The following is a 25,562-nucleotide window of genomic DNA, read 5'->3' as shown; positions in this document are numbered from 1 at the left end:
GTGTTCGGTCGGTTGCCTCGAGATCGGTCCATCGAGGGACCGATCTGGGGGCAAGGGGCCGAACATGGCGGCTGTGCTGGGGCAAGGGGCCGAACATGGCGGCTGCGCTGGGGCAAGGGGCCGAACTCGCCGGCGTGGCAGCGCACCGCCTTGGCCTAGGTTGGCGTCATGTCCGGTATCGAGATCGCCCGTGGCTACTGGGCCGACGTCGTCCGTCCGCTGCTGGACCGGGAGCTGCCCGGGATGCCCCGCGCGGCCGGGCGGCTCGGTACCGGGTCGGACGTGCTCGGGCTCGACGACGACACGTCCCGTGACCACGACTGGGGGCTGCGGCTGACGCTGCTGGTCCCGGCGGAGCGCGTCGGCGAGGTGGACGCGCTCCTGGCGGCATCGCTCCCGCCGTCGTACCAGGGGTGGCCGACGGCGTTCGCCGTCACCTGGGACCCCGTGGTCCGGCACCGCGTCGAGGTGTCGGCGGCGGCGGACTTCGTCCGGTCGCGCACCGGGGTCGACGTCGGTGACCGCTCGGCCGCCGGCTGGCTCGCCCTGACCGGCCAGTCCGTCCTGGAGGTCACCGCCGGGCCGGTGTTCGAGGACACCTCCGGCGAGATCACCGCGCTGCGGGAACGCCTCGCCTGGTACCCGCACGACGTGTGGCTGCACGTGCTGGCCGCCGAGTGGGCGCGTCTCGGGCAGGAGCTGCCGTTCGTGGGCCGCACCGGGCAGCTCGGTGACGAGCTCGGGTCCCGGCTGATCGCCGCGCGGCTCGCCACGGGAATGGTCCGGCTGGCCTTCCTGCTGGAGCGGCGCTGGCCGCCGTACCCCAAGTGGGCCGGGACGTCGTTCGCCCGGCTGCCGGTGGCGCCGTCGGTCACCGGGCACCTGGACGACGCGCTCGCCGCCGCGACCTGGCAGGAGCGCGACGCCGCGCTGCGCGGCGCGTGCGACGCGCTGCACGAGCGGCAGCGTGCCGTCGGGCTGCCCGTGCTCGACGGCGCCGCGTGCGAGCCGTTCTTCGACCGGCCGTTCACGGGTGTGCGCGACGTGGCCGGCGTGCTGCGCTCCGCCGTCGCCGACCCGGAGGTGCGGGCGCTGGGCCACCGGGGTGGTGTCGAGCAGTGGGTGGACGACGTGGGCACGCTCACCGACGCGGACCTGCGCCACCGGCTGGCGCAGGTCCGCGCCGGGCGCCCGGGCCCGGTGGCGGCCGGGGATCAGGGGTAGACCTGCACCTCGCCGCCGTCCACGAAGAGCTGGCTGCCCGTCATGAAGCTCGACTGGTCGGAGGCCAGGAAGAGCACGGCGTTCGCGATCTCGGCGGGGTCGGCGAGCCGGTTCAGCGGCGTGCTGGCGGCCATGCCGTCGAGCATGGCGGAGACCTCGGCCGGGTCCGCCGCCAGGCCCCGCAGCCCGGGGGTGTCCGTGGGTCCGGGCACCACCGTGTTGACCCGCAGGCCGCGGGGCGCGAGCTCGGCCGCCCAGACGCGGGCGAACTGGCTCAGGGCGGCCTTCGTGGCGGAGTAGACGCCGAACCCGGCCACGCCGCGGCTCGCCGAGCTGGAACCGGTCAGCACGATGCTGCCGCCGTCGTTGAGCAACGGCAGCGCCTTCTGGACCGTGAAGACGGTGCCGCGCACGTTGATCCCGAAGGTGTGGTCGAAGCTCTCCGGGGTGAGGGTGTCCAGGGGCTGGAGCGCCTCGCCTCCGCCGGCGTTCGCGAAGAGGACGTCGAGCCGGCTCCCGTCGTCGGCGATGCGCTGGAACAGCCGGTCGAGGTCGCCCAGGTCGGAGACGTCGCTCTGGACGGCGACGGCGCGGTCGCCCAGCCGTTCGGCCGCGGCGTCGAGCTCCGGCTTGCGGCGGCCGGTGAGGTAGACCCGGGCGCCCTCGTCGACGAACCGCTGTGCGGCCGCGAGGCCGATGCCCGAGTTCCCGCCGGTCACCAGAGCGGTCTTGTTGGTCAGCTGACCCATGACGATGTGTCCTTCGTGGTGGTGGCTGCGTCGAGGTGGATGTCCGTCCGGCCGCGGACGCCTCGTGCTGGATTGTTGACCGGCCGGTCCAGATTAGGAGTGTTGGACCGATCGGTCAAGAATCTTCTATCCTGGGCGCATGGCCAGGCCGAGACAGTTCGACGAGGACGCGGTGCTGCATGCTGTCTGCGACCAGTTCTGGGACGCGGGCTACGCCGCCACGTCGCTCCAGGACCTCATGCGGGTGAGCGGGCTGGGCAAGGGCAGCCTCTACGCCGCCTTCGGGGACAAGCACGAGCTCTTCCTGCGGGTGCTGCGCCGCTACGTGGAGTCGCTCGAACAGGGGCTGCGACGGTCGGTCGACGCCGCGCCGCGCGCGATCGACGCCCTGCGCAACTTCCTGGTGGCGACGGCAGGCGACCCCGACGGCGCGTCCGCCCGCCGGGGCTGCCTGCTCGCGAACAGCACCACGGAGCTCGCGGCCGCGGATCCCGTGGTCGCGACCGAGGCCCGGCAGGCGTACGAGGCGACGACGGCGGTCCTGGCCGAGGCCGTGCGCCGTGCGCAGGCCGAGGGCGACCTGCCGGACACCTCCGACCCCGTCCGGACCGCCCGGGCGCTGCTCGCCGCGCAGCAGGGCCTGACCTTCATGGGGCGCACCGGGATGGACGTCGGCACGCTGGCGGAGACGGCTCGCTCGCTCGCTGCGCAGCTGCTGCCGCCCGCTTCCGGGGAACCCGTCACGCCCCCGGCGGTCTGATCGGCCCGCGAGCCGGGGCCTGTGGACGACGGGAGCGTGGATGTCCGTGGTCCCACGTACTCTGAGCGGCGATGATTACTCGTGCAGAGGGTGCTTACCTCGGCGCGCTCCGCGCCTTCCAGGAGCCGATGCTCGACCTGCTGCACCGCAGGTACGCGCCGCTGGTGGTGTCGCTGCTGTCGCTCGTGTTCACACCCGAGCGGCCCACCGTGCCCGTGGCGGAGGCGCACACCGAGATCGGTGACGCGCTCGACCAGCTCCGGGCGCAGGGCTACGAGCTGCACGCCGACGGCACCCGGGCGATCCCGCTGGGCAGCGCGCGTGAGCTGTGCCGCCAGTGGGCCGACGTCGGCTGGCTGAAACGGCAGATCGTCGACGGAGACGTGGAGGTGTACCAGCTGTCGGCGCACGCGGTCGGCGCGCTGGAGGTCGCAGGGCGGGCCGGGGGCGCGCGGGCGCGGGTCTCGCAGTCGCGCGTGCGCACGCTCCTGGACGCCGTCGAGCGGCTGGCGCAGGACGCCGACCCCGACGTGCTGGTGCGGATGTCGCGCCTGGACGCGCAGATCAGGCGGCTCCAGGACGAGCTGGCGCGGATCCAGCGGACCGGTGAGGTCGACGAGGTGGGTGAGGACGAGCTGCTGGAGGAGGCGGAGAACGTGCTGCACCTCGTGCGCGAGCTGCCTGCCGACTTCGCGCGCGTCGCCGAGTCGCTCCGGGCCATGCAGCGTGACGTGGTGGCGGCCCTGCGGCAGGACGAGCGCCCGTCGGGCGACGTGCTGCGCGAGTACCTGGAGCGCGGCGAGCAGGTGATGACCGCGACGCCGGAGGGGCGCGCCTTCGCCGGCGCGCTGCGCCTGATCGGTGACCCGGAACGGATCGACGAGCTGTCCGTCCAGCTCGACACGGTGCTGCGGCACCGGTTCACGGGCCGTCTGCCGGCGCAGCAGCGGGCCGAGCTGCGCGACATCGGGCGGCGGATCGAGCAGGGTGTCGCGGAGGTGATCAAGGCCCAGCGGCAGGCGTCCCACGTCATCACCACGCAGGTGCGCAACCACGACCCGCTGCGCGACCGGCAGGTCGACGAGCTGCTGCGCGAGGTCATGATCGGCCTCCAGGGCTGGATCCCGGGCACCCGGCGCAGCCAGGAGGTGGCCCCGCTGCGCCGCCTGCCGGTGGCCGGCGTGGCGCACCTGCGCCAGTCGACGAGCGACCTGCGGCCGCCGCAGCCGCCCGCCCCGCTGCGGGCGTGGGACGACGCGGAAGCCGACCTGGAGGACGGCGCCCGCGAGTGGGGCGGCCCGCACTACGCCGAGCTGCGCGAGCACCTCGCCGGTTTCACGGCCGGGTTCGCGGGCCAGTCCGGCGAGGCCGATCTCGCGGCGGCGTTCGGCGCCGCACCCGAACGGATCAGACGGCCGGTCGACCTGCTGGGGCTGCTGGAGATCGCCCACCAGGACGGCATGACCGAGACGGACCAGGTGGCCGTCGTCGAGGCCGTGCGCCCCGACGGTTCCCGCCGGCGGTTCGCGTTCGGCGGCGTGACGGTACGGACCACGCAAGACGCCAGGGAAGACAAGGACACGAACGATGAGTGACACCGCCGTCGAGGACGCCCCCGCCGAGGAGCTCACGGGCGAGCAGCCGCCTGCCGAGGCGTTCGTCGACCCGGTCCCGATGGAGGAGGACGACGCCGGCCAGTTCGCCGGCGACACCGGCACGCTGGACGCCCCCGTGCGCCGCGTGCTGGTGCGCCTGCTGCAGCGCAGGTTCCTGGTGGCCGACCGCGACCGGGCGCAGTGGCGCACCCTGCTGGAGAACCAGCAGGTGATCGAGTCCCGGCTGCACGACCTGTACGTGCACCTCGTCGTGGACCACGACCGCGGCGTGGCGTACAAGCAGCAGGTGCGCTCCGCCGAGACCGAGGTGCCGATCCTGCTCAAGGACGACCCCTACACGCGCGCCGAGACCCTCGTCCTGGTGCACCTGCGCACCGTGTTCCAGCGCGAGCGCGGTGCGGGCGAGTCGTCCGCCCGCGTCGACGTCGAGGAGGTCGAGCAGACCGTGCTGACCTACTTCGACCCGGACGACAGGAACCTGGCCACCCGGCAGACCGAGATCCGCAACGCCGTCCGACGGCTGGAGAAGGAGGGGCTCGTCGAGGAGGAGTCCGAGGGCCGGTACCGCGTCACCCCGCTGGTCGAGATCGTGCTGAGCAACGAGCGGCTCGTGGAGCTGCGCGCCTGGCTGCGGGAGCAGAACGGCGTCCGCGACGAGGACACCGCCGCCACGGCGGCGGGCGAGGAGGACGCACGATGACGATGATCGACACCCTGTTCGGGATGATCCCGGCGGCCTCCACGGGGCAGCAGTGGGTCGCGCGCGACCTCCAGCTCGTCAACTGGGGCGGGTACGACGGCCACCACCGCGTGCGCCTGGCGCCCACCGCGACCCTGCTGTCCGGCGGGTCCGGCTCGGGCAAGTCGACCCTGATGGACGCCTACATCGCGCTGCTCATGCCGCACACCACCCCGTTCAACGGGGCGTCCAACGGCAGCGTCGTGGGGCGGCCGCGCGGCAAGGACCAGCGCAACATCCTGTCCTACGCGCGCGGCAAGATCGACGAGTCGCGCACCGACGACGGCACCCGGCAGCGCGTGCTGCGCGGCGACGGGCGCGACACCTGGTCGGCCATCGCCATGACGTGGGCCGACCAGTCCGGCACCGAGTTCACCGCCGTCCGCGCCTGGTACGTGCCCGCCGCCGCGCGCACGCTGGAGGAGGTCGTGGCGCTGCGCGCCACCTGCGACGGCCCGTTCGACCTGCGCGGCCTGGAGCGGGCCGCCGCCCAGCGGTTCGCCCGCGCGGCCGTGACCGACGCCGGGCTCGTGTCCTTCGACACCGACCGGGAGCTCACGGCCCGGCTGCACTCGACGCTCGGCATCGGCGCGTCCGGCGACGGCAACAAGGCCGTCGCCCTGCTCGGCCGCATCCAGGCCGGCCAGCAGATCACCACCGTCGACGCCCTGTACAAGGCGATGGTCCTGGAGGAGCCCGAGACGCTCGCGAAGGCCGACGAGGTCGTGGAGCACTTCGACGAGCTCGCCGGCACCCGCGAGCAGATGATCACCGCCCGCCAGCAGGTGGGCGCACTGTCGCCCATCCGGGAGCACCACGCCGCCGTCGGCCGTTCCGGCGAGCGCCTGCGCGTCATCGACCAGATCGGCTCCTTCACCGACGACGCCGCGCCGGCCGCGCTGTGGCGCAACGAGCGGCGGCTCGGGCTGCTGCGCGCCGTCGAGCACGAGCTGCAGGCGGGCCACCGCGACGCGCACGCGCTCGCCGCGGAGACCGAGTCCCGGATCGCCGCCGCCAAGGCGGAGCTGGACGGCGTGCAGGAGACGCTGCGTGCGTCCGGCGGCGACCGCCTGGCCACGGCGCAGCGCGAGCTGAAGGGCGTCCGCGCACGGCTGGCCGATGTCGCGCGCGCCCGCGGGCGCCTGGACGACGCCCTCGGCGTGCTGGACGCGACGGTCACCACCGAGGCGGAGTTCTCGGCGGTGGCTGCCCGTGCGCGAGCAGCCCTGGACGACGCCGGTGCGAGGAAGGCGGCCCGGGACGGGTTCGGCGAGGCGATGGCGCTGCGCAGCACCGCGCGCGCCGAGCTGGCCGACCTGGAGGCCGAACGGGCGGCGGCCGCGGACCGGCGCGGCAACATCCCCGACCACCTGCACCGGGCCCGCGCCGTGCTGGCCGAGGCGGCGGGGCTGACACCCGAGGACCTGCCCTTCGTGGGCGAGCTGCTGGAGGTGCGCACCGAGTTCGAGCCCTGGCGCGGCGCGTTCAACCTGGCGCTCGGCGGCTTCGCGACCAAGATGCTCATCGACACCGCGCGCATCCAGTCCTTCCGCAAGGCCATCGACAGCGTGCCCACCACCACCCGCATCCGCTTCGAGGGCGTCCCCACCGGCCTGCGCGACGACGTGCGGCTCGACTCGCGCACCCTGCCCGGCCGCCTGGACGTGCGCGGCGGGCCGTTCGCGGGCTGGCTCAAGCACGAGCTGGCGCAGCGTTTCGCGTACGTCTGCGTGGACACGCCCGGGCAGCTCGGGCAGCACACGATGGCCCTGACCCGGTTGGGGCAGCAGTCCGAGGGGCACCGGGGCGCGCACGGCGGCAACCTGCGCGGCAACGTGCTGGGCTTCACCAACGGCCGCGCGCTGGCCGAGCTCGACGAACGGATCGCGCGGGCCCGAGGCCGGCTCGCTGAGGTGGAGCAGCACGTCCAGGACGCCGAGGACCTGCTGAACCGGCACGACGACGAGCTCGACGCGTACCGCACCGTCAGCGGGCTCGTCTGGGACCAGGTCGACGTGGCCGCGGTGGAGGCCGAGCGCGACCGGTGGGCCGCCGTGATCGACGAGGTCACCGCGGGCAACCCCGAGATCACCCGACTGCGCGAGCAGGCCGGCACGCTCGAGCGGCAGATCGACGAGCTCAACCAGAACCTCGGCAAGACGCGCGCCGCGGCCGAGGCCCTCGAACAGCGCTGGACCGCCGTCACCGACGAGGTCGACGCGGCCCAGCAGGCGCTCGACGCCGCCGAGGACGCCGGCACCACCGTCGCACCCGACCAGCGTGAGTACCTCGACGGGCTGTTCGACGCCGCCGGGCCCGACACCGGGCACGGCGACGCTGCGGAGGCGCTCGCGGCGTTCGACAGTGCGCTGCGCCAGGCCACCGAACGGCTCCGGGCGGACCGGGAGGCCGCGCAGACCGCGCTCGGCACGGCCCGGGAGGCGCTGCGGCGCACGTTCGAGACGTTCAAGGAACGCTGGCACGACCCCAACCTGGGCACCGACCCCGACGAGTCGTTCGCCGACTACGAGCGGATCCTCACCGACCTGGAGACCAACGGCCTGCACGAGCTGGAGGCCGAGTGGCGCAACAGCCTGCTGCGGCTGTCGGGGAACGACCTCACCGACCTGCACAGCGCGCTGGCCGGGGCGGTGCGCGAGATCAAGGAACGGATCGGGCCGGTCAACGAGATCCTGGCGAACCTGCCGTTCGCGGACGACGACCACCGGCTCCGGATCGACGCGCGCGACAACCAGTCCGCCGTCGTCGGCGCGTTCCGCAAGGAGCTGCGCTCCCTGCGCGAGGCGCTGACCCGTGAGGCCACCGACGCCGAGCGTGAGCGGCGCTACCTGCGGATGGCCCGGGTGGTGGACCGCATCCGTCGCGGCTCGCCCGACTTCGCGGACCTGGTGGACGTGCGGCGGCACGTGCGGCTCAGCGCCGAGAAGGTGGACCTGGACGGCAACCACGTGGCGCACTACGACGGCATCGGCGAGAAGTCCGGTGGCGAGTCGCAGGAGCTGGTCGCGTTCATCGTCGGCGCGGCCCTGCGCTACCAGCTCGGCGACGCCGGGGCGGAACGGCCGCGCTACGCGCCGGTGTTCCTGGACGAGGCCCTGATCAAGGCCGACGCCCGGTTCACGGGCCGGGCCGTGGGCGCCTGGCGCGGCCTGGGCTTCCAGCTCGTGATCGGCGCGCCGAACGACAAGTACAGCGCCCTGGAGCCGCACGTGGACCTCAAGTACGTGGTGCTCAAGGACGGTTCGGGGCGCTCGCGCACCAAGGCGGTGGCGGGGGTGGCGGAGGCCTGACTGCCCGCTCCCCGGCCCGGCGGGCGATGTGCCGCGGGTCCTGGGCACGCCCGGAGGCGCGACGTCCTGACGCCTGCGGCAGCAACGCCGCCGCAAGCGCCAGGACGGGCGGGCCTCAGGAAGCCGCTGCCTGGAGCTGCGGGTAGAGCGCCGACAGCGGGCCGGACAGCGCCTGCTTGACCCGGCGGCTGGTGTCGTCGGCGAGCACCTCCGGCTCGCCCGCCTCCAGACCGTCGAAGATGGCCGCAACGATGTCGCGCGGGTCCTCCTTGGGCACGTCCAGGCGGGCGATCATCGGGGTGTCGGTGTAGCCCAGGTGGGCCCCGAGCACATGCGTGCCCTGGCCCAGCAGCTCCACGCGCAGCGCGTTGCTGAACGACCAGAAGGCCGCCTTGGTCGCCGAGTAGGTGCCCAGGGCGAGCCAGCTCAGCGCCGAGTGCAGGTTGACGATGGCGCCGCCGCCGTTCCCGGCCAGCACGGGCGCGAAGGCCTGCGTGACGGCGACCTGCGCGAACACGTTGGTCTCGAACACCGCGCGCACGGTGTCGATCGGCGTGGTCAGCACGGGCTGCCCGCCGTCGGAGATCCCGGCGTTGTTGATCAGGACCGTCGTGTCGCCGGCCTGCTCGGCCGCCGCGGCGACCGACTCGGGGGAGTTGATGTCCAGCGGCAGCGGCACCACGCGGGGGTCGGTCCATTCCCGTGGGGTCCGGGCGCTGGCGTAGACCTTGGCGGCGCCCCGCTGGAGGGCCTCGGCGACGAACGCGCGGCCGAGGCCGCCGTTCGCGCCGGTGACCAGGACCACGGCATTCTTCAGGGCAGTCATCACGAGCTCGCTCTCATCAGGTGGTAGGACGGGGAATCGGTGGGGGTGGACGGCGCGGCGGGGGTGACCGTCGCGGGTCTGACCGCGTCGGGCACGACTGTCCGGCCACGGGCGGTGAGGACGGCAGCCAGGGCGAGCGCGGCGACGGTCGCGCTGCCTGCGGCGAGTGCGACCTGCAGGCCGAGCCCGGTGGCCAGGCGGCCGACGCTCACGGCCACGACGGCCTGGACGAGGTAGGCGACCAGATAGGCCGACGACGTGGTCGCGGCCCGGTGCGCGGGGCTCGCGCTGCGGGTGACCAGGGTGACGCCGCCGGAGAACAGGAGGCTGTAGCCGGCGCCGCCCACGAGGGAGTAGGCGATCAGCAGCGGCATCGAGTGGGTGGTGCCCGCGACGAGCATCAGCCCCTGGGCGGCGAGCGCGGCTCCGGCGCCGAGGCGCACCGCGGTGGACGCCCGCAGCCGGCCGGTCAGCAGGGCGGTCACCCCGATGGCGGCCGCGGACAGGGCCAGCACCGCGCCGTTGACGAAGGCGTCGTCGGACCGCACGGTGTCGCGGGCGAACTGGGCGCCGATGCCGAGGAAGATCGCGCCGAGCGCGTAGGCGGCCGAGACGCCGAGCGCGCCCGCGACGAACGGCAGGCGGTGCCGCGGCGCCGCGAGCGGACGGGGGCGCCAGCGTGCCGGAGCTCTCCGGGCGCGGCGCGGCAGGTACCAGGCCGCCACCATGGCGACGACCACGCCGGCGAGCAGCACCCCGTAGCCCGCGTGCAGCGGGTTGGCGGTGAACTGCACGGTGGCGCCGCCGACGAGCAGCGCGGTGATCAGGCCCACCGCCGACGCCCCCGCGGTGACGGCGCCGGTGCGGTCCCGGCCGTCGTCCGGCCCGGAGGCGGCGATCACGCTGGTGGCCGGGCCGAGGCTGAGCCCCACGCCGACGCCCATGAGCGCGCGCCCCACGAGCAGCAGCGCGAGGTTCGGTGCCAGCAGGAACGTGAGGGCGCCGAGGCCCAGGACGCCGAGACCGGCGAGGATCGCGCCGCGGTTGCCCACGCTCTCCGCGAGCCCGCCGAGCAGCAGGAGCGTCGCGATCAGGGCGACGGGGTAGGCGGCGAACACCGTGGTGGTGACCGCCGTCGTCAGGTGCCACTGCGCGGCGTACACGGGGTACACCAGCGTCGGCGCCGCAGACGCCCAGAGCGCGAGGGCCACGGCGGACGCTGCCGCCCAGCGGCTGCCGCGTGCTGCCCAGGTGAAAGCCATCGGGAGGACTCCTGTCTGAGTTGGGATTCACAACTTAGCATCTAGGTTGGAATCCACAACTCAGATAGGATGTGGTCATGAGCACAACGCCCCGTGAACGCAACGCCCGCTGCTCCGTGGCCCGCAGCCTGGAGATCCTGGGGGAGAAGTGGACGTTGCTCGTGGTCCGCGAGGCCTTCTTCGGCGTCACCCGGTTCGCCGACTTCCGGGCGCGGCTGGGCATCGCCCCGGACGTGCTCACCGCACGCCTGGAGACCCTGGTCGAGGGCGGCGTGCTGGAACGTCAGCCGTACCGCGACGCGGGTCAGCGGCAGCGCGACGAGTACGTGCTCACCCCGGCGGGAGCCGAGCTCAAGACCGTCATGGCGGCCTTCGTCGCGTGGGGTGATGTGCACCGGCCCTCCGGCTTCGGGCCCTCGGTCGCCTACGTCGACCGGGACACGGAGGCGCCCGTGCGCCTCTCCTTCATAGCCGAGGACGGCCGGGAGCTCGCGCCTCAGGAGGTCGCCGTCGTCCCCGGGCCGGGCGCGCTGGAATCCTGACCTGGTCCGGGTCAGGGCCGGCGCCCTGACCCGGCCGGCCGAGGGGCACAGGCACGCGGCTCAGCCCGCCGTGGCGTCCTCCAGCAGCGGGGGACAGGTGCCGCCCGGCGTGGTCAGGAGCTCGAAGTGCCAGATCTCGTTCGCGTACACCTGGCACAGCCCGTAGCCCGGGCCGTGCTCGATGAGCCAGTAGTCCGCCTCGGTCGGCCCGATGTCGACAGCCTTGCCCGTGACGTGGGCGGACGTCTCGGGCGTGGCGACCAGGTGCCGGGCGGCCTCGAGGCTGCCGTGCTCGCGGACCGCCTCGTCGAGCAGGCTCTGCTGGAACGCGGGGCTGCGCCAGCCGCTCGTGATCCAGAGCTCGACACCGTCGGTGGCAGCGTCGGCGGCGGCCTGGCGCACGGCGTCGGCGAGCGCCGGGTCCAGCCGGGTGATCCCGGGAAGGTCGTCGTCGACCGTGGCCGCGCCGCCGGGGATCTCGCCGCCTCCGATGCCGGTCGACCCGGACGGGGCCGATCCGGGGTCGAGGACCTTGTCGACGGCCTGGACCACGGGTGAGCCGGCACGGTCGAGCAGGGGATAGGCACCGAGGACGACGAGCAGCAGGACGGCTGCGGCGGCCAGCGGTGCCGCCGTCGGGCGACCGCGGGTGCGCCTGGTGCGAGCGGTGGCGTGCGCCGGGGGTACCGAGAGGTTCTGTCGGGTCATGCCCCCAGCCCAGCGGGGACGATGTTGCCAGGACGTCTCGGTTTTTCGATACGTCGCCGATAGGTGCCTACGGGCTCTGCGTGGCAGGCAGCTCCACGGTGACGCGGAGTCCGCCGTCGGGCCGTGGCGCGAGCGTGAGGGTCCCGTCGTGCGCCTGGGTGATGCTCCTGACGATCGCCAGGCCGAGACCGACGCCCGCGTGATCGCTGCGGATCCGGGCGGCGCCGCGCCGGAACGGCTCGGTGAGGGTCGACACGAGCATCGGGGTGAGGGCCGGCCCGGTGTTCTCGACGGTGAGCTGCGCGCCACGCGGCGAGGTCCGGGTGCTGACCCACACGGTCCCGTGGTCGGGCAGGTTGTGCACGATGGCGTTGTGCACGAGGTTCGTCGTGAGCTGCAGCAGGAGAGCCGGCGATCCGCCGGCCAGGGTGATGTCGCCGGAGGTCTCGAGGGTGATGCCGCGTTCCTCGGCGAGGGGGAGCAGCGTCTCGGTGGCCTCCTCGGCGACCAGGGACAGGTCGACCGGTTCGCGGGCGAAGGACCGCTGGTCGGCGCGGCTGAGCAGCAGCAGGGCCTCCGTGAGGTCGATCGCCCGGGCGTTGACGGCATGGAGCCGTCTGACGAGCTCGCGGGCGTCGGTGTCGGGGTCGCTGCGCGCGACGTCGAGGAGCGTCTGGGTGATCGCCAATGGGGTGCGCAGCTCGTGCGAGGCGTTGGCGGCGAACCGCTGCTGTTCGGTGACGTGGGCCTCGAGCTGCGCGAGCATGGTGTCGAACGCGTCGGCGAGCTCGCGGAACTCGTCACGCCGGCCGGGGAGCCGGATCCGGTGGGTGAGCGACCCCTGCGCCACGCTCCGGGTGACCTCGGTGATGCGGCTCAACGGGCTCAGCATGCGGCCGGCGAGGAGCCAGCCGCCGAGCAGCCCGAACGCGAGCAGGAGCCCCAGCGCGACCAGGGCACGCGGGAAGAAGGCGCGCGTCAGGTCGCCCTGGTCGGGGATGAACGAGGGCCCGGGGAATCCGGGCGGCGAGCTCGACTCGGGCGTGTGGATCACCTCGGGTACGTAGCGCAGCAGGAAGAGCCACACCACCGCGAGCAGCAGGACGCCGGCCACCATGAGGAAGCCGGCGTAGCTGAGGGTGAGCTTGAGGCGGACGCTCATCCCGGGCCGCCTAGCCATGGTCCGCGACCTCCTGCCCGGCGCCGGACCCTGCACCCGGGTCGACAGGCGACCCCGTGTCGATGCGGTAGCCCACCCCGGGCACGGTGGCGATGACCCAGGGTTCGCCGAGTCGCTTGCGCAGCGCGGAGACGGTGATGCGCACGGCGTTGGTGAACGGGTCCGCGTTCCCGTCCCATGCCCGCTCCAGGAGCTCCTCGGCGCTGACGACGCCGCCCTCGGCCGCGACGAGCACCTCGAGCACCGCGAACTGCTTCCTGGTCAGCGCGACGTAGCGGCCGTCCCGGTAGACCTCCCGGCGGAACGGGTCCACCCGCAGGCCTGCGACCTCCCGCACGGGCGGTCTGCTGACCGCGCGCCTGCGGTCGAGCGCCCGCAGGCGCATGACGAGCTCACGGAGCTCGAACGGTTTGGTGAGGTAGTCGTCGGCGCCGAGCTCGAACCCGGAGACCTTGTCGTCGATCCGGTCGGCCGCCGTGAGCATGAGGATCGGGAGGCCGCTGCCGGAGGCGACGATCCGCCGGGCGACCTCGTCGCCGGACGGGCCGGGGATGTCCCGGTCGAGCACCACGAGGTCGTAGGAGTTGATGCCGAGCAGCTCCAGGGCGGTGTCGCCGTGCCCGGCGATGTCAGCGGCGATCGCCTCCAGCCGGAGTCCGTCCCGGACGGCCTCGGCCAGGTAGGGCTCGTCCTCCACGATCAGCACGCGCATGTCGGCAGCCTAGGTCGTGCGGGCCGGCGATGTGCCGCGGCCGAGGTTCCTGGGCTCCCTCGAACCGGTCGGTCGGGCGAGGCGCTCATGGTGCTCAGCGGCTCGCCCGACCGGCCTGTTCTCGGCGGTTCATCAGGTGCGCCTGCCTGTCCTGGCGACGGAGAGGCTCGGTTGGCGCGGGCAACTATGTAAGGTGCAGGTATCCCCCTCGTGCCCCGGGCGGTGCTCGTGCTGCGAGCACACCGAGCGTGCCGAGGTCCGTCCGCTCGTCGAAGGGTCGTCCGCCGCGCATGAAGTTCCGATTTCCTCCCGGTGGTCAGGACCGTTCCCGTCTCACGCGGATGCCGCGCCCGGGCCTGGTGATCGCCGTCCTCGCGTTCGCCGGCATGGGGGCGTCGTTCATGCAGACGATCCTGCTGCCGATCCAGGCGGAGCTGCCGGTGCTGCTGGGGGTGTCCCGCGACGTGACCGCCTGGGTCATCACCGTCACGCTGCTCGTGGCGGCGATCTGCACGCCCATCTCGGGGCGCCTCGGCGACATGTACGGCAAGAAGACCGTCGCGCTCGCGCTGCTCGGGCTGCTGGCGCTGGGCTCGGTGGTCGCGGCGCTGTCGCCGTCGGTGGTGCTGCTCATCGTCGGGCGGGCGCTGCAGGGCATGGGCATGGGTGTGGTCCCGCTCGGCATCTCGATCCTGCGCGACGTGCTGCACCGCGACCGGCTCGGTTCCGGCATCGCCCTGGTCAGCGCGACCCTCGGCGTCGGGGGTGCGCTCGGGCTGCCGATCAGCGCGTTCGTGACCGAGCGCTACGACTGGCACGTCGTGTTCTGGGTCGCGGCCGGGATCGGTCTGCTCGCGCTGGCGCTGGTCGCGTGGGTGGTACCCGTGAGCACCCTGCGCACGGGCGGCCGGCTCGACGTCGTCGGGGTGGCCGGGCTCGCACTCGGCCTGACCGGGGTGCTGCTGGCGGTCTCGCGCGGGAACGACTGGGGCTGGGGCTCGTCCCGCACGCTCGGGCTGCTGCTCGGCGGGCTCGCGGTGCTGCTGGTGTGGGGCTGGTACGAGCTGCGGGTCGAGGAGCCGCTGGTGGACCTCCGGGTGACGGCGCGCGGCACGGTGCTGTTCACCAACCTCGCCTCGATCGCGATGGGCTTCGCGCTGTTCGCCTCGAACGTCGTGTTCCCGCAGCTCCTCGAGCTGCCGACGGCGGCCGGCGGCCTGGGCCTCAGCCTCATGCACGCCAGTCTGGTCCTCATGCCGTCCGGCCTCGTGATGCTCGCCATGTCGCCCGTGGCGGGCCGTCTCGAGCACCGGATCGGACCCAAGCCGCTGCTCGCCGCGGGGTCGGCCGTGATCGCGGCGTCCTACGTGATCGCCGTCGTGGTCGACCTGGACGTGTGGTCCGTGCTGGTGGTCAACCTCGTGGTGGGTGTCGGGATCGGCCTGGGGTTCGCGGCGATGCCCGCCCTCATCATGCGGGTGGTGCCGTCGCACGAGACGGGCGCCGCCAACGGGCTGAACACCCTCATGCGGTCCTTGGGCACGACGTCGGCCGCCGCCGTCGTGGGCGGGGTGCTCGCGGCGGGCGGCGCCGAGTACGAGGGCATCCCGGTGCCCTCCGACGACGCGTTCCGCACGGCCCTCCTGCTCGGCCTGCTCGCCTCGCTCGTGTGCACGGTCCTGGCGCTGCTCATCCCACGCCCGAAGCCCTCGGCGGACGAACACCCGTCGCTCCCGGACGGGGTGCTGTAGCAGTCGGGTCGGGACCCGATCCTGGCGCGACAGGTGGCCTGAGGGGCCGTAGCCTGGGGGCTAGAGAAGGCGAAGTTCGCGAGTGCGGACTTCGCCTTCGTGCTTCCCCTCGCAGCCACCAAGGATCTCAGTGCACACTCCTCGCCGCCCCGACCCCGTCGTGCCTCTCGTGCGCGAGAGCCATGTGTTCGTCGACGAGGAGCCTCTCCTCTGGGCGGCCGACGCCATCGCGTGGTGCTGGCAGCGTGGTGGAGTCTGGAAGGACAAGGTTCGCGGGCTCGTGGTGCGGACGGAAGACTTGTCGGCCTAGACAGCGCGAAGCCCGGGTTACCCACCTGACGGGTAGGCTCCCGGGCTCACTACTCGGGGCTACTGCCCCTCGCGCTGTCCATGATACGCGTCCCGCATGCCGTGACAACCGGGGTGCCTGTCCACCGCCTGGTCCTCGCACGCCCCCGACCTGGTTTTCCACAGGTCGCGGACGGACGGCGAGAACGGCCGGCGGATCCGTGGCAGGCTGTGCGGCATGTTGAGAACGACTCCCGTTAGCGCCTGCCCCGGCGAGGTGTGCTGACGTGGCGAACCTGCTCATGATCGAGAGCTGGCTGCAGTCCACCGGCCTCATGCTCCCGCCCCTGCTGCGCGCCGCCGGTCACGAGTACGTGCTGGTCACGCGCGACCCGGACCTGTACCGGCTGCCCGACGGCACCGCCCATCCCGTGCTGGCGCTCGCCGCGGAGGTCGTGGTCGCCGAGACCAACGACGACGCCGCGCTCGCCACCGCCGCCCGGGACGTCGCCACGCGACACCCCGTCGACGGCGTGCTCACCACCTGCGACTACTACCTGCCCGCCGTGGCCGTGGTCGCCCAGGAGCTGGGTCTGCCCGGTGCGCCGGCCGAGGCGCTGCGCACGGCCACGCGCAAGCACCTGGTCCGCGGGGCGCTCGCCGCGGCGGGCGTGCCGGACGTACCGTTCGCGGTGGCGGCCACGTGGGAGCAGGCGCACAAGGCCGCCGCCGACCTCGGGTACCCGCTGGTGGTCAAGCCGGTGGACATGAACTCCGGGACCGCCGTGCGCAAGGTGACCGACGAGTCCGGTCTCGCGATCGCCTTCGCGGAGGTCACCGGTCCCGAGCGCAACACCCGCGACCAGCCGCTGGAGCGCCTCGCCCTGCTCGAACGGGTGCTGGAGGGGCCGGAGTACAGCGTCGAGGCCGTGACCCGCGACGGCGTCACGCGGGTGCTGGGCATCACCGCGAAGTCGGTCGCCGAACCGGACGTCGAGGCCGGAACCGGCTTCGTCGAGTCGGGGCACCTGTTCCCGGCCCCGCTCGACCCTGCCGACCGCGCGGCGATCGAGGAGCACGTCGTCGCGGTGCTCGACGCCGTCGGGCTGACTCACGGGATCAGCCACACCGAGGTGCGCCTCACGGCGGCCGGGCCCCGGCTGGTCGAGGTGAACCCGCGGCAGGGTGGTGGCTACATCTTCGAGCTGGTGCGGCTGGTCACGGGCTTCAACCCGCTGCGGGTGCTCGTGGACCTGGCACTCGGCCGCGAGCCCGCCCCGGGCCCCGCGGCGGCGGCCAGCGCGGCGGTCACGTTCCTCCTGGCGCCGTCGGACGGCGTCGTGCGCGGTGTGCGGGGTGCGGAACGCCTGGCCGAGGACGAGCGCGTGGCCGGCCACGAGCTGCCCGCGCCCGGCCGGGCCGTGCGGCCGGGCGACAACAACGAGCGGATCGGCCACGTGCTGGTGGCCGACCCCTCGGGCAAGCGCGCGAAGGCCTGGGCGGACGAGATCGTGGCCGGCCTGGAGGTCGTGGTCGACGCGCCCGCGACGGTCTGACGCACGACGAACGCCCGCCCGGTCTCCCTCGGGAGGCCGGGCGGGCGTTCGTGCGGACGGGCTCAGTCGGGGACGACCAGGCCCCGGCGGACCGCCGGGACCAGGCGCGCCGGGACCCGGACCTGCCGCCCGTCCGGGGTGGTCACCGGGACGAGCTCAGGGATCTGGGCCGTCCACTGCGCACGCCGCGACCGGGTGCGGGACCGGGACATCTTCCTCTTGGGGACCGCCACGGCGGCCTCCTCTCAGTCGGCGCTCGGGGAGCGCTGGGTCAGCGCTCCTCGCGGAAGTCGACGTGCCTGCGGGCCACGGGGTCGAACTTGCGCAGCACCATCCGGTCGGGGTCGTTGCGCCGGTTCTTGCGGGTCACGTAGGTGAACCCGGTGCCCGCCGTCGAGCGCAGCTTGATGACGGGACGGAGGTCGGTGCGCGAGGCCATCACTTACCACCCTTGCTGTTGTCGTTACCGCGGTTGGCGTAGCGCTGCCGGAACTTCTCGACGCGTCCAGCGGTGTCCACCACGCGGGCCGAACCGGTCCAGAACGGGTGGCTGGCGCTGCTGATCTCGACGTCGACCACCGGGTAGGTGTTGCCGTCGGACCACTCGATGGTCGCCGTGGGGCGGCCGGGGCCGGAGTCCGTGTCGCCCGCGAGCGTGGAGCGGGTCAGGAACGTGAAGCCGGCGCTCGCGTCCCGGAAGACGACCGGGCCGTAGGTGGGGTGGATGTTCTTCATGGCTTGCTCCTTCCGCTCAGCCCTGGCGCGCCTTCCAGCGCGGGTTGAGCTTGTTGATCACGAACGTCTTGCCGTGGCGGCGCACGACCTTCGCGCCGGGCTTGTCCTTCAGGGAACGCAGGGATGCGCGAACCTTCATGGGGCGCTCCTCCTTCTCGGTTCGGGGGTCAGGTCACCAGCTGGACTTGGTCACGCCGGGCAGCTCGCCGCGGTGGGCCATGTCGCGCAACCGGATGCGGGAGAGGCCGAACTTGCGCGAGTAGGCGCGGGGCCGGCCGTCCACCACGTCCCGGTTGCGCACGCGGGTGGGGCTCGCGTCGCGCGGCTGGCGGGCCAGCTCGCGGACGGCGGCCGTGCGCTCGGCGTCGGGCAGGTCCAGGTTCCGCAGGGTGCGTCGCAGCTCCGCGCGGCGCTCGGCGTACCGGGCGACCAGCTCGCGGCGCCGGGCGTCGGCGGCGATCTTCGACTTCTTGGCCATCAGACCTTCTCCCCTCGGGCCAGGATCTGGGCGACGACGACGTCGATGCCCCGGCGGTCGATCGTCTTGATGCCGCGGGCGCTCACGCGCAGCGTGACGTGACGGCCGAGCGACGGGACCCAGTAGCGCTTCTTCTGGATGTTCGGGTCGAACCGGCGCTTGGTCCGCACGTGGGAGTGCGAGACCGAGTGGCCGAAACCCGGCACGGTGCCGAGCACCTGGCATCTGGCTGACACTTGACCTCCTGTCGCGGCGGGCTCGCCGCGTGTTCCGCCGGCCTCGCGGCCGCCGTGGATGAGAACCGTTCTCATGACGCGCTACAGTGAACCAGAACTGAGAACGGTTATCAATTATTCCGGGCCGGTCGTGGCTGCCACCGCGGCCGGCCCCGGGCGAGGAGGCAGCATGTTCCCCACCGGAGACCGAACCAGCCGGCGCCACGGAATCATCCCGGTCAGCGTCCTGGCGTGCACCGACCCCGTGCTGCGCGACTCCGCGCTGTTCGGCCTGCTGATGGACGCACCCGGCGTCGTCGCCGTACGCCACGACATCCACACCGACCACCTCCGCCGCGTGGTCCAGGACGCCACCGGCGTGCTCGAGGACGTGCTCGTCCCCCTGGAGCACGCCTGCCTCTCCTGCGCCGTACGGGAGGACGCCGTCCCCACCATCGCCCGCCTCGCCCACGACGGCCGCTGGTCCCACGTGCTGCTCGCCCTGCCGGTCAGCGCGGAGCCTCTGCCGGCCGCGCGGGCGCTCGCCGCCGAGACCGCGCCCGGCGGCCAGCTCGCGCACACCCGCATCGCGACGTCGCTCGCCGTGGTCGACCTGGACACCTTCGAGGACGACCTGCTCGGCGAGGACACCCTCACCGAACGCGGCCTGGAGCTCACGGCCGACGACGAGCGCTCGGTGGGGGAGGCGCTCGCGGCGCAGGTGGAGCAGGCGGACCTCGTGGTGGCGTGCCGGGGCGAGGCCTCAGGTTCGACCTCAGGTTCAGGTTTGGGTGCCGATGTCGTGCGTGCGACGGCGTCGGGCCTGCTGGACCGGCTGCGCGGCGCCGGGACGCGGCGCGTGGACGGCCTGCATGCCGTGACGGCGGCCGGCCTGGCCGCCGGACGCCACTCGCCGTCGCGCGCCGAACGGCGGGCTCACCCGCTGGGCGCGGTGGTGGTCAGCGGCGCCGCTCCCGGCGACGGGAGCTGGACGCTGGAGCTGCGCTCGTCCCTGCCGTTCCACCCGGAACGGCTGCTGGACCGCATCGAGGACCTCAGCGCCGGCCGGCTGCGTGCGCGGGGTGTGTTCCACGTGGCCGACCGGCCCGGCCTCGCCTGCCTGTGGGACGGCGCGGGCGGCCAGCTCGCGGTCGCGGACCTGGGGCCGTGGCCGGAGGTGTGCGCCGGGACGGTGCCGCACACCCGGATCGTGGTGGTGGGGGCCGCCGACGGCTCCGGCGCCGAGCGGCAGCGGCTGCTGGAGGCGTTCGAGGCCGCCCTGTGCACACCCGAGGAGGTGTCGGACGGCGTGGCGTGGCTCTGGCGCGAGGACCACCTGGCGCCGTGGCTGGGGGCACGGACGGTCTAGACCACGCCGGCGTCCGCAGGCCCCGGCAGCGTCGCGCGGACCTCGAGGCCGCCCTCCGGCCGGGCGACGGCGCGGAGGGTGCCGTGGTGGGCGTCGGTCACGGCCTTGACGATGGCGAGGCCGAGGCCGAACCCGGTGCGTGCGGCGCCGGTCTGGACGCTCTGCGTGCGGTCGGCGCGGTGCCGCCGGAACGGCTCGAACAGGCCGTCCACCTCGTGCGGCAGCACACGCGGGCCGGTGTTGCTCACGCATACCACCGTCGCGTCGCCCTCGGTGTCCGTGGACACCGCCGCCCAGCCGCCGTCGACGTTGTGGACGAGTGCGTTCTCGACCAGGTTCCGGACGAGCTGTTCCAGCAGCACGGGGTCGCCGGTGGCCGGGGCCGGGCGAAGGTCGGTGCGTATCTCGATACCGTGCTGCTGCGCCCCGGTCACGGCCGCCACCGCGGCGCCGGCGAGGTCGGCGAGGTCGACACGGACCGGGTGCTCGACCGGGTTCGCGCTGTCGGCGAGCACCAGGAGGCGGTCGACGAGGGCGGAGCTCTTCTCGTTGAGCTCCAGCAGGGTCCGCCCGAGGTGGGCGGTCTCGCCGGGTACCGCGGGCTTCGTGATCTCCAGCTCGATCAGCGTGCGCTCCAGGGCCAGGGGAGTACGCAGCTCGTGAGAGGCGTTGGCGACGAACCGCCGCTGGGCGTCGAACGCGGCGTCGAGGGACGTGAGCATCGCGTCGAACGAGTCCGCCAGACGCCTGATGTCGTCCCGCGGCCCGGTCAGGGCCAGCCGTTCGGACAGGTCACGCTCCGGTCCGCGCGCGTTCGCGATCCGCTCCGCCGTCCTCGTGATGGCGTGCAGGGGCCGCAGGCCCCGGCCGGCCACCACCCACCCGGTCGCGCCCGCGGCCAGACCGACGGCGAGCACGACCAGGGAGCCCTGGACGAGCAGGGAGTCCAGCGCGGCGTCCTTGATGTCCTCACGGCCCTGCTGGATCTGGGCGGCGATCTCCTCGACGGGCACGGTGGAGCCGTCGGGCAGCGTGACGGTGTCCCGCCCGGACGCCGCGGCCTCCTGGCGCACCAGCGCCAGCCGGTCGTCCGCGGCCTCGCTGCCGAGCTCCGCCTCCAGCCGGTCCTGCACCACGAGGTACAGCAGACCCAGGATCGCAGCCCCGGCGACGAGGAACAGGGTGCCGTACAGGACGGTGAGCCGGCCGCGCAGCCCGAGGCCCGTCATGGGATCCGGTACCCCGCGCCCGGGACGGTGCGGATCACGTCCGGGTCACCGAGCTTGCGGCGCAGCTTCATCAGCGTCACGCGCACCGTGTTGGTGAACGGGTCGGTGTGCTCGTCCCAGACCCGCTCCAGCAGCTCCTCGGCCGACACGATCGCGCCGTCGGCGCGGAGCAGCTCCACCAGCACCGCGTACTCCTTGTTCGCGAGCGCGACCTCGACCCCGCCCCGGGTGACCTCCCGCGTGGCCTGGACGACCCGCACGTCCCCCCGCTCCAGCACCGGGCGCACCGCCGGGACCGCGCGGCGGGCCAGCGCGTGCACCCGGGCCGACAGCTCGGCGAGGGCGAACGGCTTGGTGAGGTAGTCGTCCGCGCCGATCGCCAGCCCCTCGACCCGGGCACGCACCGCCGAGGCGGCGGTGAGCATGAGCACCCGCGACCGGCCGGGCCCGGCGACGATCCGGCGGCACACCTCGTCGCCGTGCACCACGGGCAGGTCGCGGTCGAGCACCACGACGTCGTAGTCCGTGACCGCGACCTTCTCCAGCGCCCGCCCGCCGTCCAGCGCCGTGTCGACGGCGAACGCCTCCCGGCCCAGGCCCTCCGCGATCGCGGCCGCCAGACGCGGCTCGTCCTCGACCACCAGCACCCGCATCGCCGGCCTCCCTCGTTCCTCGGCACCCGTGATCCAGTGTCGCCGATCGCGGATAACGCCGGGATAACCAGGCTCACCCGTGGTTACCGCGGCGTTACGGGCGGCCCCGTGGACTGGTCGCACCGGCGGCGGACCACGCCGCCCCAGCCTGGAGGACGATGTGAGAACACGACGGAGCCTCGCCGCGGCGGCGGACACGCTCATGGCAGCGCTGCTGCTGACCGGGTGCACCGCACCCGGGACGACGCCGGACGCCGGGCCGGGCACCACCGCCGGGACCGGCGACCCCGCGCAGCCGACACCCGACGCGCAGGCCTACGCCCAGTGCATGCGGGACCACGGTGTCGAGGTGTCCGACCCCGACCCGGAGACCGGCCTGCCGCAGTTCGCCGACTCGGTGGACCCGAGCAGCGCCGCCGTGCAGGACGCCATGGAGCAGTGCCAGGACCTGCTGCCCGCCGGCATCCGGGGCGAGACCAGCGGCCAGGACATGGACGTCTACCTCGCCTTCGCCGCGTGCATGCGCGACAACGGGCTGCCCGACTTCCCGGACCCGCAGCCCGGGCCCGAGGGGCTGTTCGGCGACACCGGCATCGACCGCGCCGACCCCACCTACCAGCAGGCCGCCGAGGCCTGTGGCGACATCCTGAGCGGGGAGTGACCGTGACATCCCGCACCAGGACACCCCGGACCGCCGTCCGACGGCGCCTGCTGGTCGGGGCGGGCATCGTCGCGGCCGCCGGGGCGGCGCTCGCGGCGGCGCACGGCTTCGGCGGCAGCCCGCCACCGCCCCCGGACGCCGACGGCCTGCCGCCCGCCACGGCCGAGGTCACCCGCGGCACCCTCACCCAGACCCAGCAGGTCGGCGGGCTGATCTCCTACGGCGAGCCGGTCGGGCTCGTCGCGCAGCAGGACTCCGGCGTGGTGACCTGGGTCGCCGGTGCGGGCACGACCGTGGGCCTCGGGGAGCCGGTCTACGCCGTCGACGACGAGCCCGTGCTGCTGCTGCACGGCACCGTCCAGCCGTACCGGGTGCTCGGCGTCGGCTCCGTGGGCACCGACGTCGAGCAGCTCGAGCAGAGCCTGCACGACCTGGGCCACACCGACCTCGACGTGGACGACACCTACGACGCCGCGACGGCCACCGCCGTCTCCACCTGGCAGGCGGACGTCGGCTGGCCGCAGACCGGCACCGTCGCCCCCGGCCAGGTCTTCGTGCACGACGGCGACATCCGGATCGCGCTCGGCGGCCTCGTCCCCGGCAGCCACCTCGGCGCCGAACCGAACCAGCAGGTCGTCACCTACACCGGCACCACTCCCGTGACGACCATCCCGCTGGACGTCGAGCTGCAGCACCTGGTGGCCGAGGGCGACCCGGCGACGATCACGCTGCCGGACGGGACCACCGTGGACGGCAAGGTCAGCAGCGTGGGCAAGGTCGCCCAGGAGATCGAGGAGGAGACGTTCGTGACCGTCGTCGTCCAGATCAAGAAGCCGGAGGCGCTGGCCGGGGGGTTCGACTCCGCGCCGGTCACGCTGCGCATCGTCACCGGCGAGCGGGAGGACGTGCTGATGGTGCCGGTCACCGCCCTGGTGGCGGCACCCGACGGCGGGTACACGGTCGAGGTCGTCGAGGACGGCACCACCACGTTCGTCCCCGTCGAGACCGGCGTGTTCGCGCAGAGCATGGTCGAGGTCAGCGGCCCCGGCATCGCCGAGGGCGTCACGGTCGGGGTCGCGGAATGAGCGCGCCACCGCCGATCGCCGTCCTCGACGACGCCTCCAAGGAGTACCCGGGCGGCGTCACGGCCCTGCGCCAGGTCTCGCTCCGCATCACGCGCGGGGAGCTTGTCGGCATCGTCGGCCCGTCCGGCTCGGGCAAGTCGACCCTGCTCAACATCCTCGGCACCCTCGACCGGCCCACCACCGGCAGCGTCGCGATCGACGGCCACGCCGTCCGATCGCTCGCGGACGCCGAGCTCTCCGCCCTGCGCGCCCGGACGATCGGCTTCGTCTTCCAGCAGTTCCATCTCGCGCCCGGCGTGCCCGTGCTGGAGGCCGTGGCCGACGGCCTGCTGTACTCCGGGACCCGGCGCTCCGAACGGCTCGTCCGCGCACGGCGGGCCCTCGACCGGGTGGGCCTGTCGCACCGGACCGGGCACCGTCCGCACGAGCTGTCGGGCGGCGAGCGGCAACGGGTCGCGGTGGCGCGCGCCGTCGTCGGCGACCCGCTCCTGCTGCTCGCCGACGAACCCACCGGAAACCTCGACTCGGCCTCCGGGAGCGGTGTCATGGACCTGCTGCGCGAGCTCAACGGCGTGGGCACCACGGTGGTGGTCATCACCCACGACCGGGACATCGCCGCCTCCCTGCCCCGGCAGGTGGAGGTGCGCGACGGCGTGAAGGTCGCCGACAGCAGCCCGGCCGGAGCCCTCTCGTGACCGCCCGACCCGCCCGGCTCCGGCCGGCCCGCCTGTCCGGCGCGGACCTGCTCCGTGCCGGCGGCTCCGGGCTGCGCTCACGCCCGGTCCGCATCGTCCTGTCGGCGCTCGGGATCGCGATCGGTATCGCGGCGATGGTCTCGGTGGTGGGCATCTCGTCGTCGAGCCGCGAGGACCTCGACCGGCAGATGGCGGCGCTCGGCACCAACCTGCTCACCGTCAGCCCGGGCCAGAGCCTGCTCGGCGAGGAGGCGCACCTACCTCCGGAGTCGGTCCCCATGGTCGAGAACCTGGACCTGGTCGAGACGGTGAGCGCCACCGGCGTGGTCGGCGGGGCCCGGGTGTACCGGAACGACCACGTGCCCGCCGCGGAGTCGGGCAGCATCGCGGTGACGGCTGCCCAGCTCGACCTGCTGGACACCGTGGGCGGTGCGGTGCTCTCCGGCACCTTCCTGAACGACGCCACGGCGCACTACCCGGCCGTCGTGCTGGGCGCCGACGCCGCCGCGGGGCTCGGCGTCGGGTCGGTCGGCCCCGACCAGCAGGTGTACCTGGGCGGACAGTGGTTCACCGTGGTCGGCATCCTGGGTCCGGTGGTGCTGGCGCCCGAACTGGACACGGCGGCGCTGATCGGCTGGCCGGCGGCCACCGGGCTGCTCGGGTTCGACGGGTACCCGACCACGGTCTACGCCCGGGCCGACCCGGCCGCGGTGGGCACCGTGCAGGGCATGCTGGCCCGGGCCGCGAACCCGGCTGCGCCGAACGAGGCCGACGTGTCGCGTCCGTCCGACGCGCTGGCCGCGCAGCACGCCGCGGACAGCACGCTGAGCGCCCTGCTCCTGGGCCTGGGTGCCGTGTCGCTCCTGGTCGGGGGGATCGGCGTGGCCAACACCATGGTGGTCTCGGTGCTGGAGCGGCGGGGTGAGATCGGGTTGCGCCGCGCGCTGGGTGCCACCCGGGGCGACATCCGCAACCAGTTCCTCGTCGAGGCGGTGCTGCTGTCCGCGCTCGGGGGCGCGGGCGGCGTGCTGCTCGGTGTCGCGGTCACCGCCCTGTACTCGGCGCTCCAGGGGTGGCCCACCGTCGTCCCGCCGTGGGCGACCGGATTGGCGGTCGGTGCGACGGTCGTGATCGGCGGGCTCGCCGGCCTCTACCCGGCGACGCGTGCGTCGCGGCTGTCGCCGACGGAGGCGCTGACGGCCGCGTGACCGTCGTCCT

27 protein-coding genes are annotated in these 25,562 nt (G+C 73.8%); 13 read left to right on the top strand and 14 right to left on the bottom strand.

What is annotated here, in order from left to right:
- Positions 1-168: 168 nt before the first annotated feature.
- Positions 169-1,224 carry a DUF4037 domain-containing protein gene (locus tag ACO229_RS10785; protein WP_423464901.1) on the top strand — a complete coding sequence of 352 codons (1,056 nt, stop codon included), beginning with the start codon at positions 169-171 and terminating at the stop codon, positions 1,222-1,224.
- Here the strand turns inward: ACO229_RS10785 and ACO229_RS10780 are convergent.
- Complete coding sequence (locus ACO229_RS10780) at positions 1,215-1,973, bottom strand: SDR family NAD(P)-dependent oxidoreductase (RefSeq protein ID WP_397430009.1); 759 nt, start codon at positions 1,971-1,973, stop codon at positions 1,215-1,217. The genes ACO229_RS10785 and ACO229_RS10780 overlap by 10 nt on opposite strands.
- 139 nt (positions 1,974-2,112) lie before the next feature.
- Here ACO229_RS10780 and ACO229_RS10775 point away from each other — a divergent pair, with 139 nt between their 5' ends.
- The 4 genes from ACO229_RS10775 (at position 2,113) to ACO229_RS10760 (ending at position 8,399) form a co-directional block, all read left to right on the top strand.
- Positions 2,113-2,733: a TetR/AcrR family transcriptional regulator gene (locus tag ACO229_RS10775; RefSeq protein WP_423464900.1), complete on the top strand. Its 621-nt coding sequence runs from the start codon at positions 2,113-2,115 to the stop codon at positions 2,731-2,733.
- 71 nt (positions 2,734-2,804) lie between these two features.
- Positions 2,805-4,328, top strand: a complete 1,524-nt coding sequence (locus ACO229_RS10770) for a DUF3375 domain-containing protein (protein ID WP_397430011.1) — start codon at positions 2,805-2,807, stop codon at positions 4,326-4,328.
- The gene (locus ACO229_RS10765; protein WP_397430012.1) at positions 4,321-5,049 is read left to right on the top strand and encodes a DUF4194 domain-containing protein; all 729 of its coding nucleotides are present in this window, start codon (positions 4,321-4,323) and stop codon (positions 5,047-5,049) included. Before ACO229_RS10770 ends, ACO229_RS10765 begins: the two co-directional genes overlap by 8 nt.
- Positions 5,046-8,399 carry an ATP-binding protein gene (locus tag ACO229_RS10760; RefSeq protein ID WP_423464899.1) on the top strand — a complete coding sequence of 1,118 codons (3,354 nt, stop codon included), beginning with the start codon at positions 5,046-5,048 and terminating at the stop codon, positions 8,397-8,399. The genes ACO229_RS10765 and ACO229_RS10760 overlap by 4 nt, the downstream gene beginning before the upstream one ends.
- Before the next feature lie 115 nt (positions 8,400-8,514).
- Here the strand turns inward: ACO229_RS10760 and ACO229_RS10755 are convergent, their stop codons facing one another.
- Positions 8,515-9,225 (bottom strand): SDR family oxidoreductase, encoded by a 711-nt coding sequence (locus tag ACO229_RS10755; protein WP_423464898.1) that lies wholly within the window; start codon positions 9,223-9,225, stop codon positions 8,515-8,517.
- On the bottom strand, positions 9,225-10,487 hold the full coding sequence (locus ACO229_RS10750) for an MFS transporter (protein ID WP_423464897.1): 1,263 nt from the start codon (positions 10,485-10,487) through the stop codon (positions 9,225-9,227). The genes ACO229_RS10755 and ACO229_RS10750 overlap by 1 nt, the downstream gene beginning before the upstream one ends.
- Positions 10,488-10,564: 77 nt before the next feature.
- Between ACO229_RS10750 and ACO229_RS10745 the strand changes: the two genes are divergently transcribed.
- Complete coding sequence (locus ACO229_RS10745) at positions 10,565-11,029, top strand: winged helix-turn-helix transcriptional regulator (RefSeq protein ID WP_423464896.1); 465 nt, start codon at positions 10,565-10,567, stop codon at positions 11,027-11,029.
- Positions 11,030-11,089: 60 nt separating this feature from the next.
- Here the strand turns inward: ACO229_RS10745 and ACO229_RS10740 are convergent, their stop codons facing one another.
- The 3 genes from ACO229_RS10740 to ACO229_RS10730 all read right to left on the bottom strand — a co-directional run bounded on the left by ACO229_RS10740 (position 11,090) and on the right by ACO229_RS10730 (position 13,629).
- Complete coding sequence (locus ACO229_RS10740) at positions 11,090-11,737, bottom strand: M15 family metallopeptidase (protein ID WP_423464895.1); 648 nt, start codon at positions 11,735-11,737, stop codon at positions 11,090-11,092.
- Positions 11,738-11,804: 67 nt separating this feature from the next.
- A complete protein-coding gene (locus tag ACO229_RS10735; protein ID WP_423464894.1) occupies positions 11,805-12,899 on the bottom strand; it encodes a sensor histidine kinase in 1,095 nt (364 codons plus the stop codon).
- Positions 12,900-12,909: 10 nt separating this feature from the next.
- Positions 12,910-13,629 (bottom strand): response regulator transcription factor, encoded by a 720-nt coding sequence (locus ACO229_RS10730; protein WP_423464893.1) that lies wholly within the window; start codon positions 13,627-13,629, stop codon positions 12,910-12,912.
- Positions 13,630-13,970: 341 nt separating this feature from the next.
- Here ACO229_RS10730 and ACO229_RS10725 point away from each other — a divergent pair, with 341 nt between their 5' ends.
- Positions 13,971-15,380, top strand: coding sequence for an MFS transporter (locus ACO229_RS10725; protein ID WP_423465287.1), 1,410 nt, complete (start codon positions 13,971-13,973; stop codon positions 15,378-15,380).
- 575 nt (positions 15,381-15,955) lie between these two features.
- Positions 15,956-17,224 (top strand): ATP-grasp domain-containing protein, encoded by a 1,269-nt coding sequence (locus ACO229_RS10720; protein WP_423464892.1) that lies wholly within the window; start codon positions 15,956-15,958, stop codon positions 17,222-17,224.
- A gap of 62 nt (positions 17,225-17,286) precedes the next feature.
- Here ACO229_RS10720 and rpmF read toward each other — a convergent pair whose 3' ends face one another.
- The 6 genes from rpmF to rpmB are packed head-to-tail and all read right to left on the bottom strand — an operon-like array spanning position 17,287 to position 18,673.
- Positions 17,287-17,457 carry a 50S ribosomal protein L32 gene (gene rpmF / locus ACO229_RS10715; RefSeq protein ID WP_423464891.1) on the bottom strand — a complete coding sequence of 57 codons (171 nt, stop codon included), beginning with the start codon at positions 17,455-17,457 and terminating at the stop codon, positions 17,287-17,289.
- A gap of 38 nt (positions 17,458-17,495) precedes the next feature.
- Positions 17,496-17,663: a 50S ribosomal protein L33 gene (gene rpmG, locus ACO229_RS10710; protein WP_119146081.1), complete on the bottom strand. Its 168-nt coding sequence runs from the start codon at positions 17,661-17,663 to the stop codon at positions 17,496-17,498.
- Positions 17,663-17,959 carry a type B 50S ribosomal protein L31 gene (locus ACO229_RS10705; protein WP_397414480.1) on the bottom strand — a complete coding sequence of 99 codons (297 nt, stop codon included), beginning with the start codon at positions 17,957-17,959 and terminating at the stop codon, positions 17,663-17,665. The genes rpmG and ACO229_RS10705 overlap by 1 nt, the downstream gene beginning before the upstream one ends.
- Before the next feature lie 16 nt (positions 17,960-17,975).
- Entirely contained in the window at positions 17,976-18,098 is a 123-nt protein-coding gene (ykgO, locus tag ACO229_RS10700; protein ID WP_020013141.1) for a type B 50S ribosomal protein L36, read from the bottom strand.
- 33 nt (positions 18,099-18,131) lie between these two features.
- Positions 18,132-18,437: a 30S ribosomal protein S14 gene (gene rpsN / locus ACO229_RS10695; protein WP_397414482.1), complete on the bottom strand. Its 306-nt coding sequence runs from the start codon at positions 18,435-18,437 to the stop codon at positions 18,132-18,134.
- Positions 18,437-18,673: a 50S ribosomal protein L28 gene (gene rpmB, locus ACO229_RS10690; protein WP_119146075.1), complete on the bottom strand. Its 237-nt coding sequence runs from the start codon at positions 18,671-18,673 to the stop codon at positions 18,437-18,439. The genes rpsN and rpmB overlap by 1 nt, the downstream gene beginning before the upstream one ends.
- A 169-nt stretch (positions 18,674-18,842) precedes the next feature.
- Here rpmB and ACO229_RS10685 point away from each other — a divergent pair, with 169 nt between their 5' ends.
- A complete protein-coding gene (locus ACO229_RS10685; RefSeq protein WP_423464890.1) occupies positions 18,843-20,021 on the top strand; it encodes a GTP-binding protein in 1,179 nt (392 codons plus the stop codon).
- Here ACO229_RS10685 and ACO229_RS10680 read toward each other — a convergent pair.
- Both ACO229_RS10680 and ACO229_RS10675 read right to left on the bottom strand, forming a co-directional pair.
- Positions 20,018-21,250, bottom strand: coding sequence for a sensor histidine kinase (locus ACO229_RS10680; protein ID WP_423464889.1), 1,233 nt, complete (start codon positions 21,248-21,250; stop codon positions 20,018-20,020). The genes ACO229_RS10685 and ACO229_RS10680 overlap by 4 nt on opposite strands.
- Positions 21,247-21,903: a response regulator transcription factor gene (locus tag ACO229_RS10675; protein ID WP_423464888.1), complete on the bottom strand. Its 657-nt coding sequence runs from the start codon at positions 21,901-21,903 to the stop codon at positions 21,247-21,249. Before ACO229_RS10675 ends, ACO229_RS10680 begins: the two co-directional genes overlap by 4 nt.
- A 160-nt stretch (positions 21,904-22,063) precedes the next feature.
- On the opposite strand from ACO229_RS10675, the gene ACO229_RS10670 reads away from it, so the two are divergent.
- From ACO229_RS10670 to ACO229_RS10655, 4 genes are read left to right on the top strand one after another with little or no spacing between them, the layout of a single operon-like run.
- Entirely contained in the window at positions 22,064-22,564 is a 501-nt protein-coding gene (locus ACO229_RS10670) for a hypothetical protein (RefSeq protein WP_423464887.1), read from the top strand.
- 2 nt (positions 22,565-22,566) lie between these two features.
- The gene (locus tag ACO229_RS10665; protein ID WP_423464886.1) at positions 22,567-23,649 is read left to right on the top strand and encodes a peptidoglycan-binding protein; all 1,083 of its coding nucleotides are present in this window, start codon (positions 22,567-22,569) and stop codon (positions 23,647-23,649) included.
- Positions 23,646-24,344, top strand: coding sequence for an ABC transporter ATP-binding protein (locus tag ACO229_RS10660; RefSeq protein ID WP_423464885.1), 699 nt, complete (start codon positions 23,646-23,648; stop codon positions 24,342-24,344). The genes ACO229_RS10665 and ACO229_RS10660 overlap by 4 nt, the downstream gene beginning before the upstream one ends.
- Positions 24,341-25,552, top strand: coding sequence for an ABC transporter permease (locus ACO229_RS10655; protein WP_423464884.1), 1,212 nt, complete (start codon positions 24,341-24,343; stop codon positions 25,550-25,552). The genes ACO229_RS10660 and ACO229_RS10655 overlap by 4 nt, the downstream gene beginning before the upstream one ends.
- Positions 25,553-25,562: the final 10 nt, after the last annotated feature.

Source organism: Promicromonospora sp. MS192 (assembly GCF_049532985.1).
Taxonomy (GTDB): Bacteria; Actinomycetota; Actinomycetes; order Actinomycetales; family Cellulomonadaceae; genus Promicromonospora.
This window is presented reverse-complemented; position numbering and strand designations above follow the sequence as displayed.

Excerpts from the sequence above, each read along its gene's own strand:
- ACO229_RS10660 (WP_423464885.1), top strand. The coding sequence starts at position 23,646 with ATGAGCGCGCCACCGCCGATCGCCGTCCTCGACGACGCCTCCAAGGAG.
- ACO229_RS10680 (WP_423464889.1), bottom strand. The coding sequence starts at position 21,250 with ATGACGGGCCTCGGGCTGCGCGGCCGGCTCACCGTCCTGTACGGCACC.
- rpmG (WP_119146081.1), bottom strand. The coding sequence starts at position 17,663 with ATGGCCTCGCGCACCGACCTCCGTCCCGTCATCAAGCTGCGCTCGACG.
- ACO229_RS10755 (WP_423464898.1), bottom strand. The coding sequence starts at position 9,225 with ATGACTGCCCTGAAGAATGCCGTGGTCCTGGTCACCGGCGCGAACGGC.
- ACO229_RS10750 (WP_423464897.1), bottom strand. The coding sequence starts at position 10,487 with ATGGCTTTCACCTGGGCAGCACGCGGCAGCCGCTGGGCGGCAGCGTCC.
- ACO229_RS10745 (WP_423464896.1), top strand. The coding sequence starts at position 10,565 with ATGAGCACAACGCCCCGTGAACGCAACGCCCGCTGCTCCGTGGCCCGC.
- ACO229_RS10705 (WP_397414480.1), bottom strand. The coding sequence starts at position 17,959 with ATGAAGAACATCCACCCCACCTACGGCCCGGTCGTCTTCCGGGACGCG.
- ACO229_RS10760 (WP_423464899.1), top strand. The coding sequence starts at position 5,046 with ATGACGATGATCGACACCCTGTTCGGGATGATCCCGGCGGCCTCCACG.
- ACO229_RS10735 (WP_423464894.1), bottom strand. The coding sequence starts at position 12,899 with ATGAGCGTCCGCCTCAAGCTCACCCTCAGCTACGCCGGCTTCCTCATG.
- ACO229_RS10725 (WP_423465287.1), top strand. The coding sequence starts at position 13,971 with ATGCCGCGCCCGGGCCTGGTGATCGCCGTCCTCGCGTTCGCCGGCATG.
- ACO229_RS10675 (WP_423464888.1), bottom strand. The coding sequence starts at position 21,903 with ATGCGGGTGCTGGTGGTCGAGGACGAGCCGCGTCTGGCGGCCGCGATC.
- ACO229_RS10740 (WP_423464895.1), bottom strand. The coding sequence starts at position 11,737 with ATGACCCGACAGAACCTCTCGGTACCCCCGGCGCACGCCACCGCTCGC.
- ACO229_RS10730 (WP_423464893.1), bottom strand. The coding sequence starts at position 13,629 with ATGCGCGTGCTGATCGTGGAGGACGAGCCCTACCTGGCCGAGGCCGTC.
- ACO229_RS10780 (WP_397430009.1), bottom strand. The coding sequence starts at position 1,973 with ATGGGTCAGCTGACCAACAAGACCGCTCTGGTGACCGGCGGGAACTCG.
- ACO229_RS10785 (WP_423464901.1), top strand. The coding sequence starts at position 169 with ATGTCCGGTATCGAGATCGCCCGTGGCTACTGGGCCGACGTCGTCCGT.
- ACO229_RS10685 (WP_423464890.1), top strand. The coding sequence starts at position 18,843 with ATGTTCCCCACCGGAGACCGAACCAGCCGGCGCCACGGAATCATCCCG.
- rpsN (WP_397414482.1), bottom strand. The coding sequence starts at position 18,437 with ATGGCCAAGAAGTCGAAGATCGCCGCCGACGCCCGGCGCCGCGAGCTG.
- ykgO (WP_020013141.1), bottom strand. The coding sequence starts at position 18,098 with ATGAAGGTTCGCGCATCCCTGCGTTCCCTGAAGGACAAGCCCGGCGCG.
- ACO229_RS10775 (WP_423464900.1), top strand. The coding sequence starts at position 2,113 with ATGGCCAGGCCGAGACAGTTCGACGAGGACGCGGTGCTGCATGCTGTC.
- ACO229_RS10765 (WP_397430012.1), top strand. The coding sequence starts at position 4,321 with ATGAGTGACACCGCCGTCGAGGACGCCCCCGCCGAGGAGCTCACGGGC.
- ACO229_RS10770 (WP_397430011.1), top strand. The coding sequence starts at position 2,805 with ATGATTACTCGTGCAGAGGGTGCTTACCTCGGCGCGCTCCGCGCCTTC.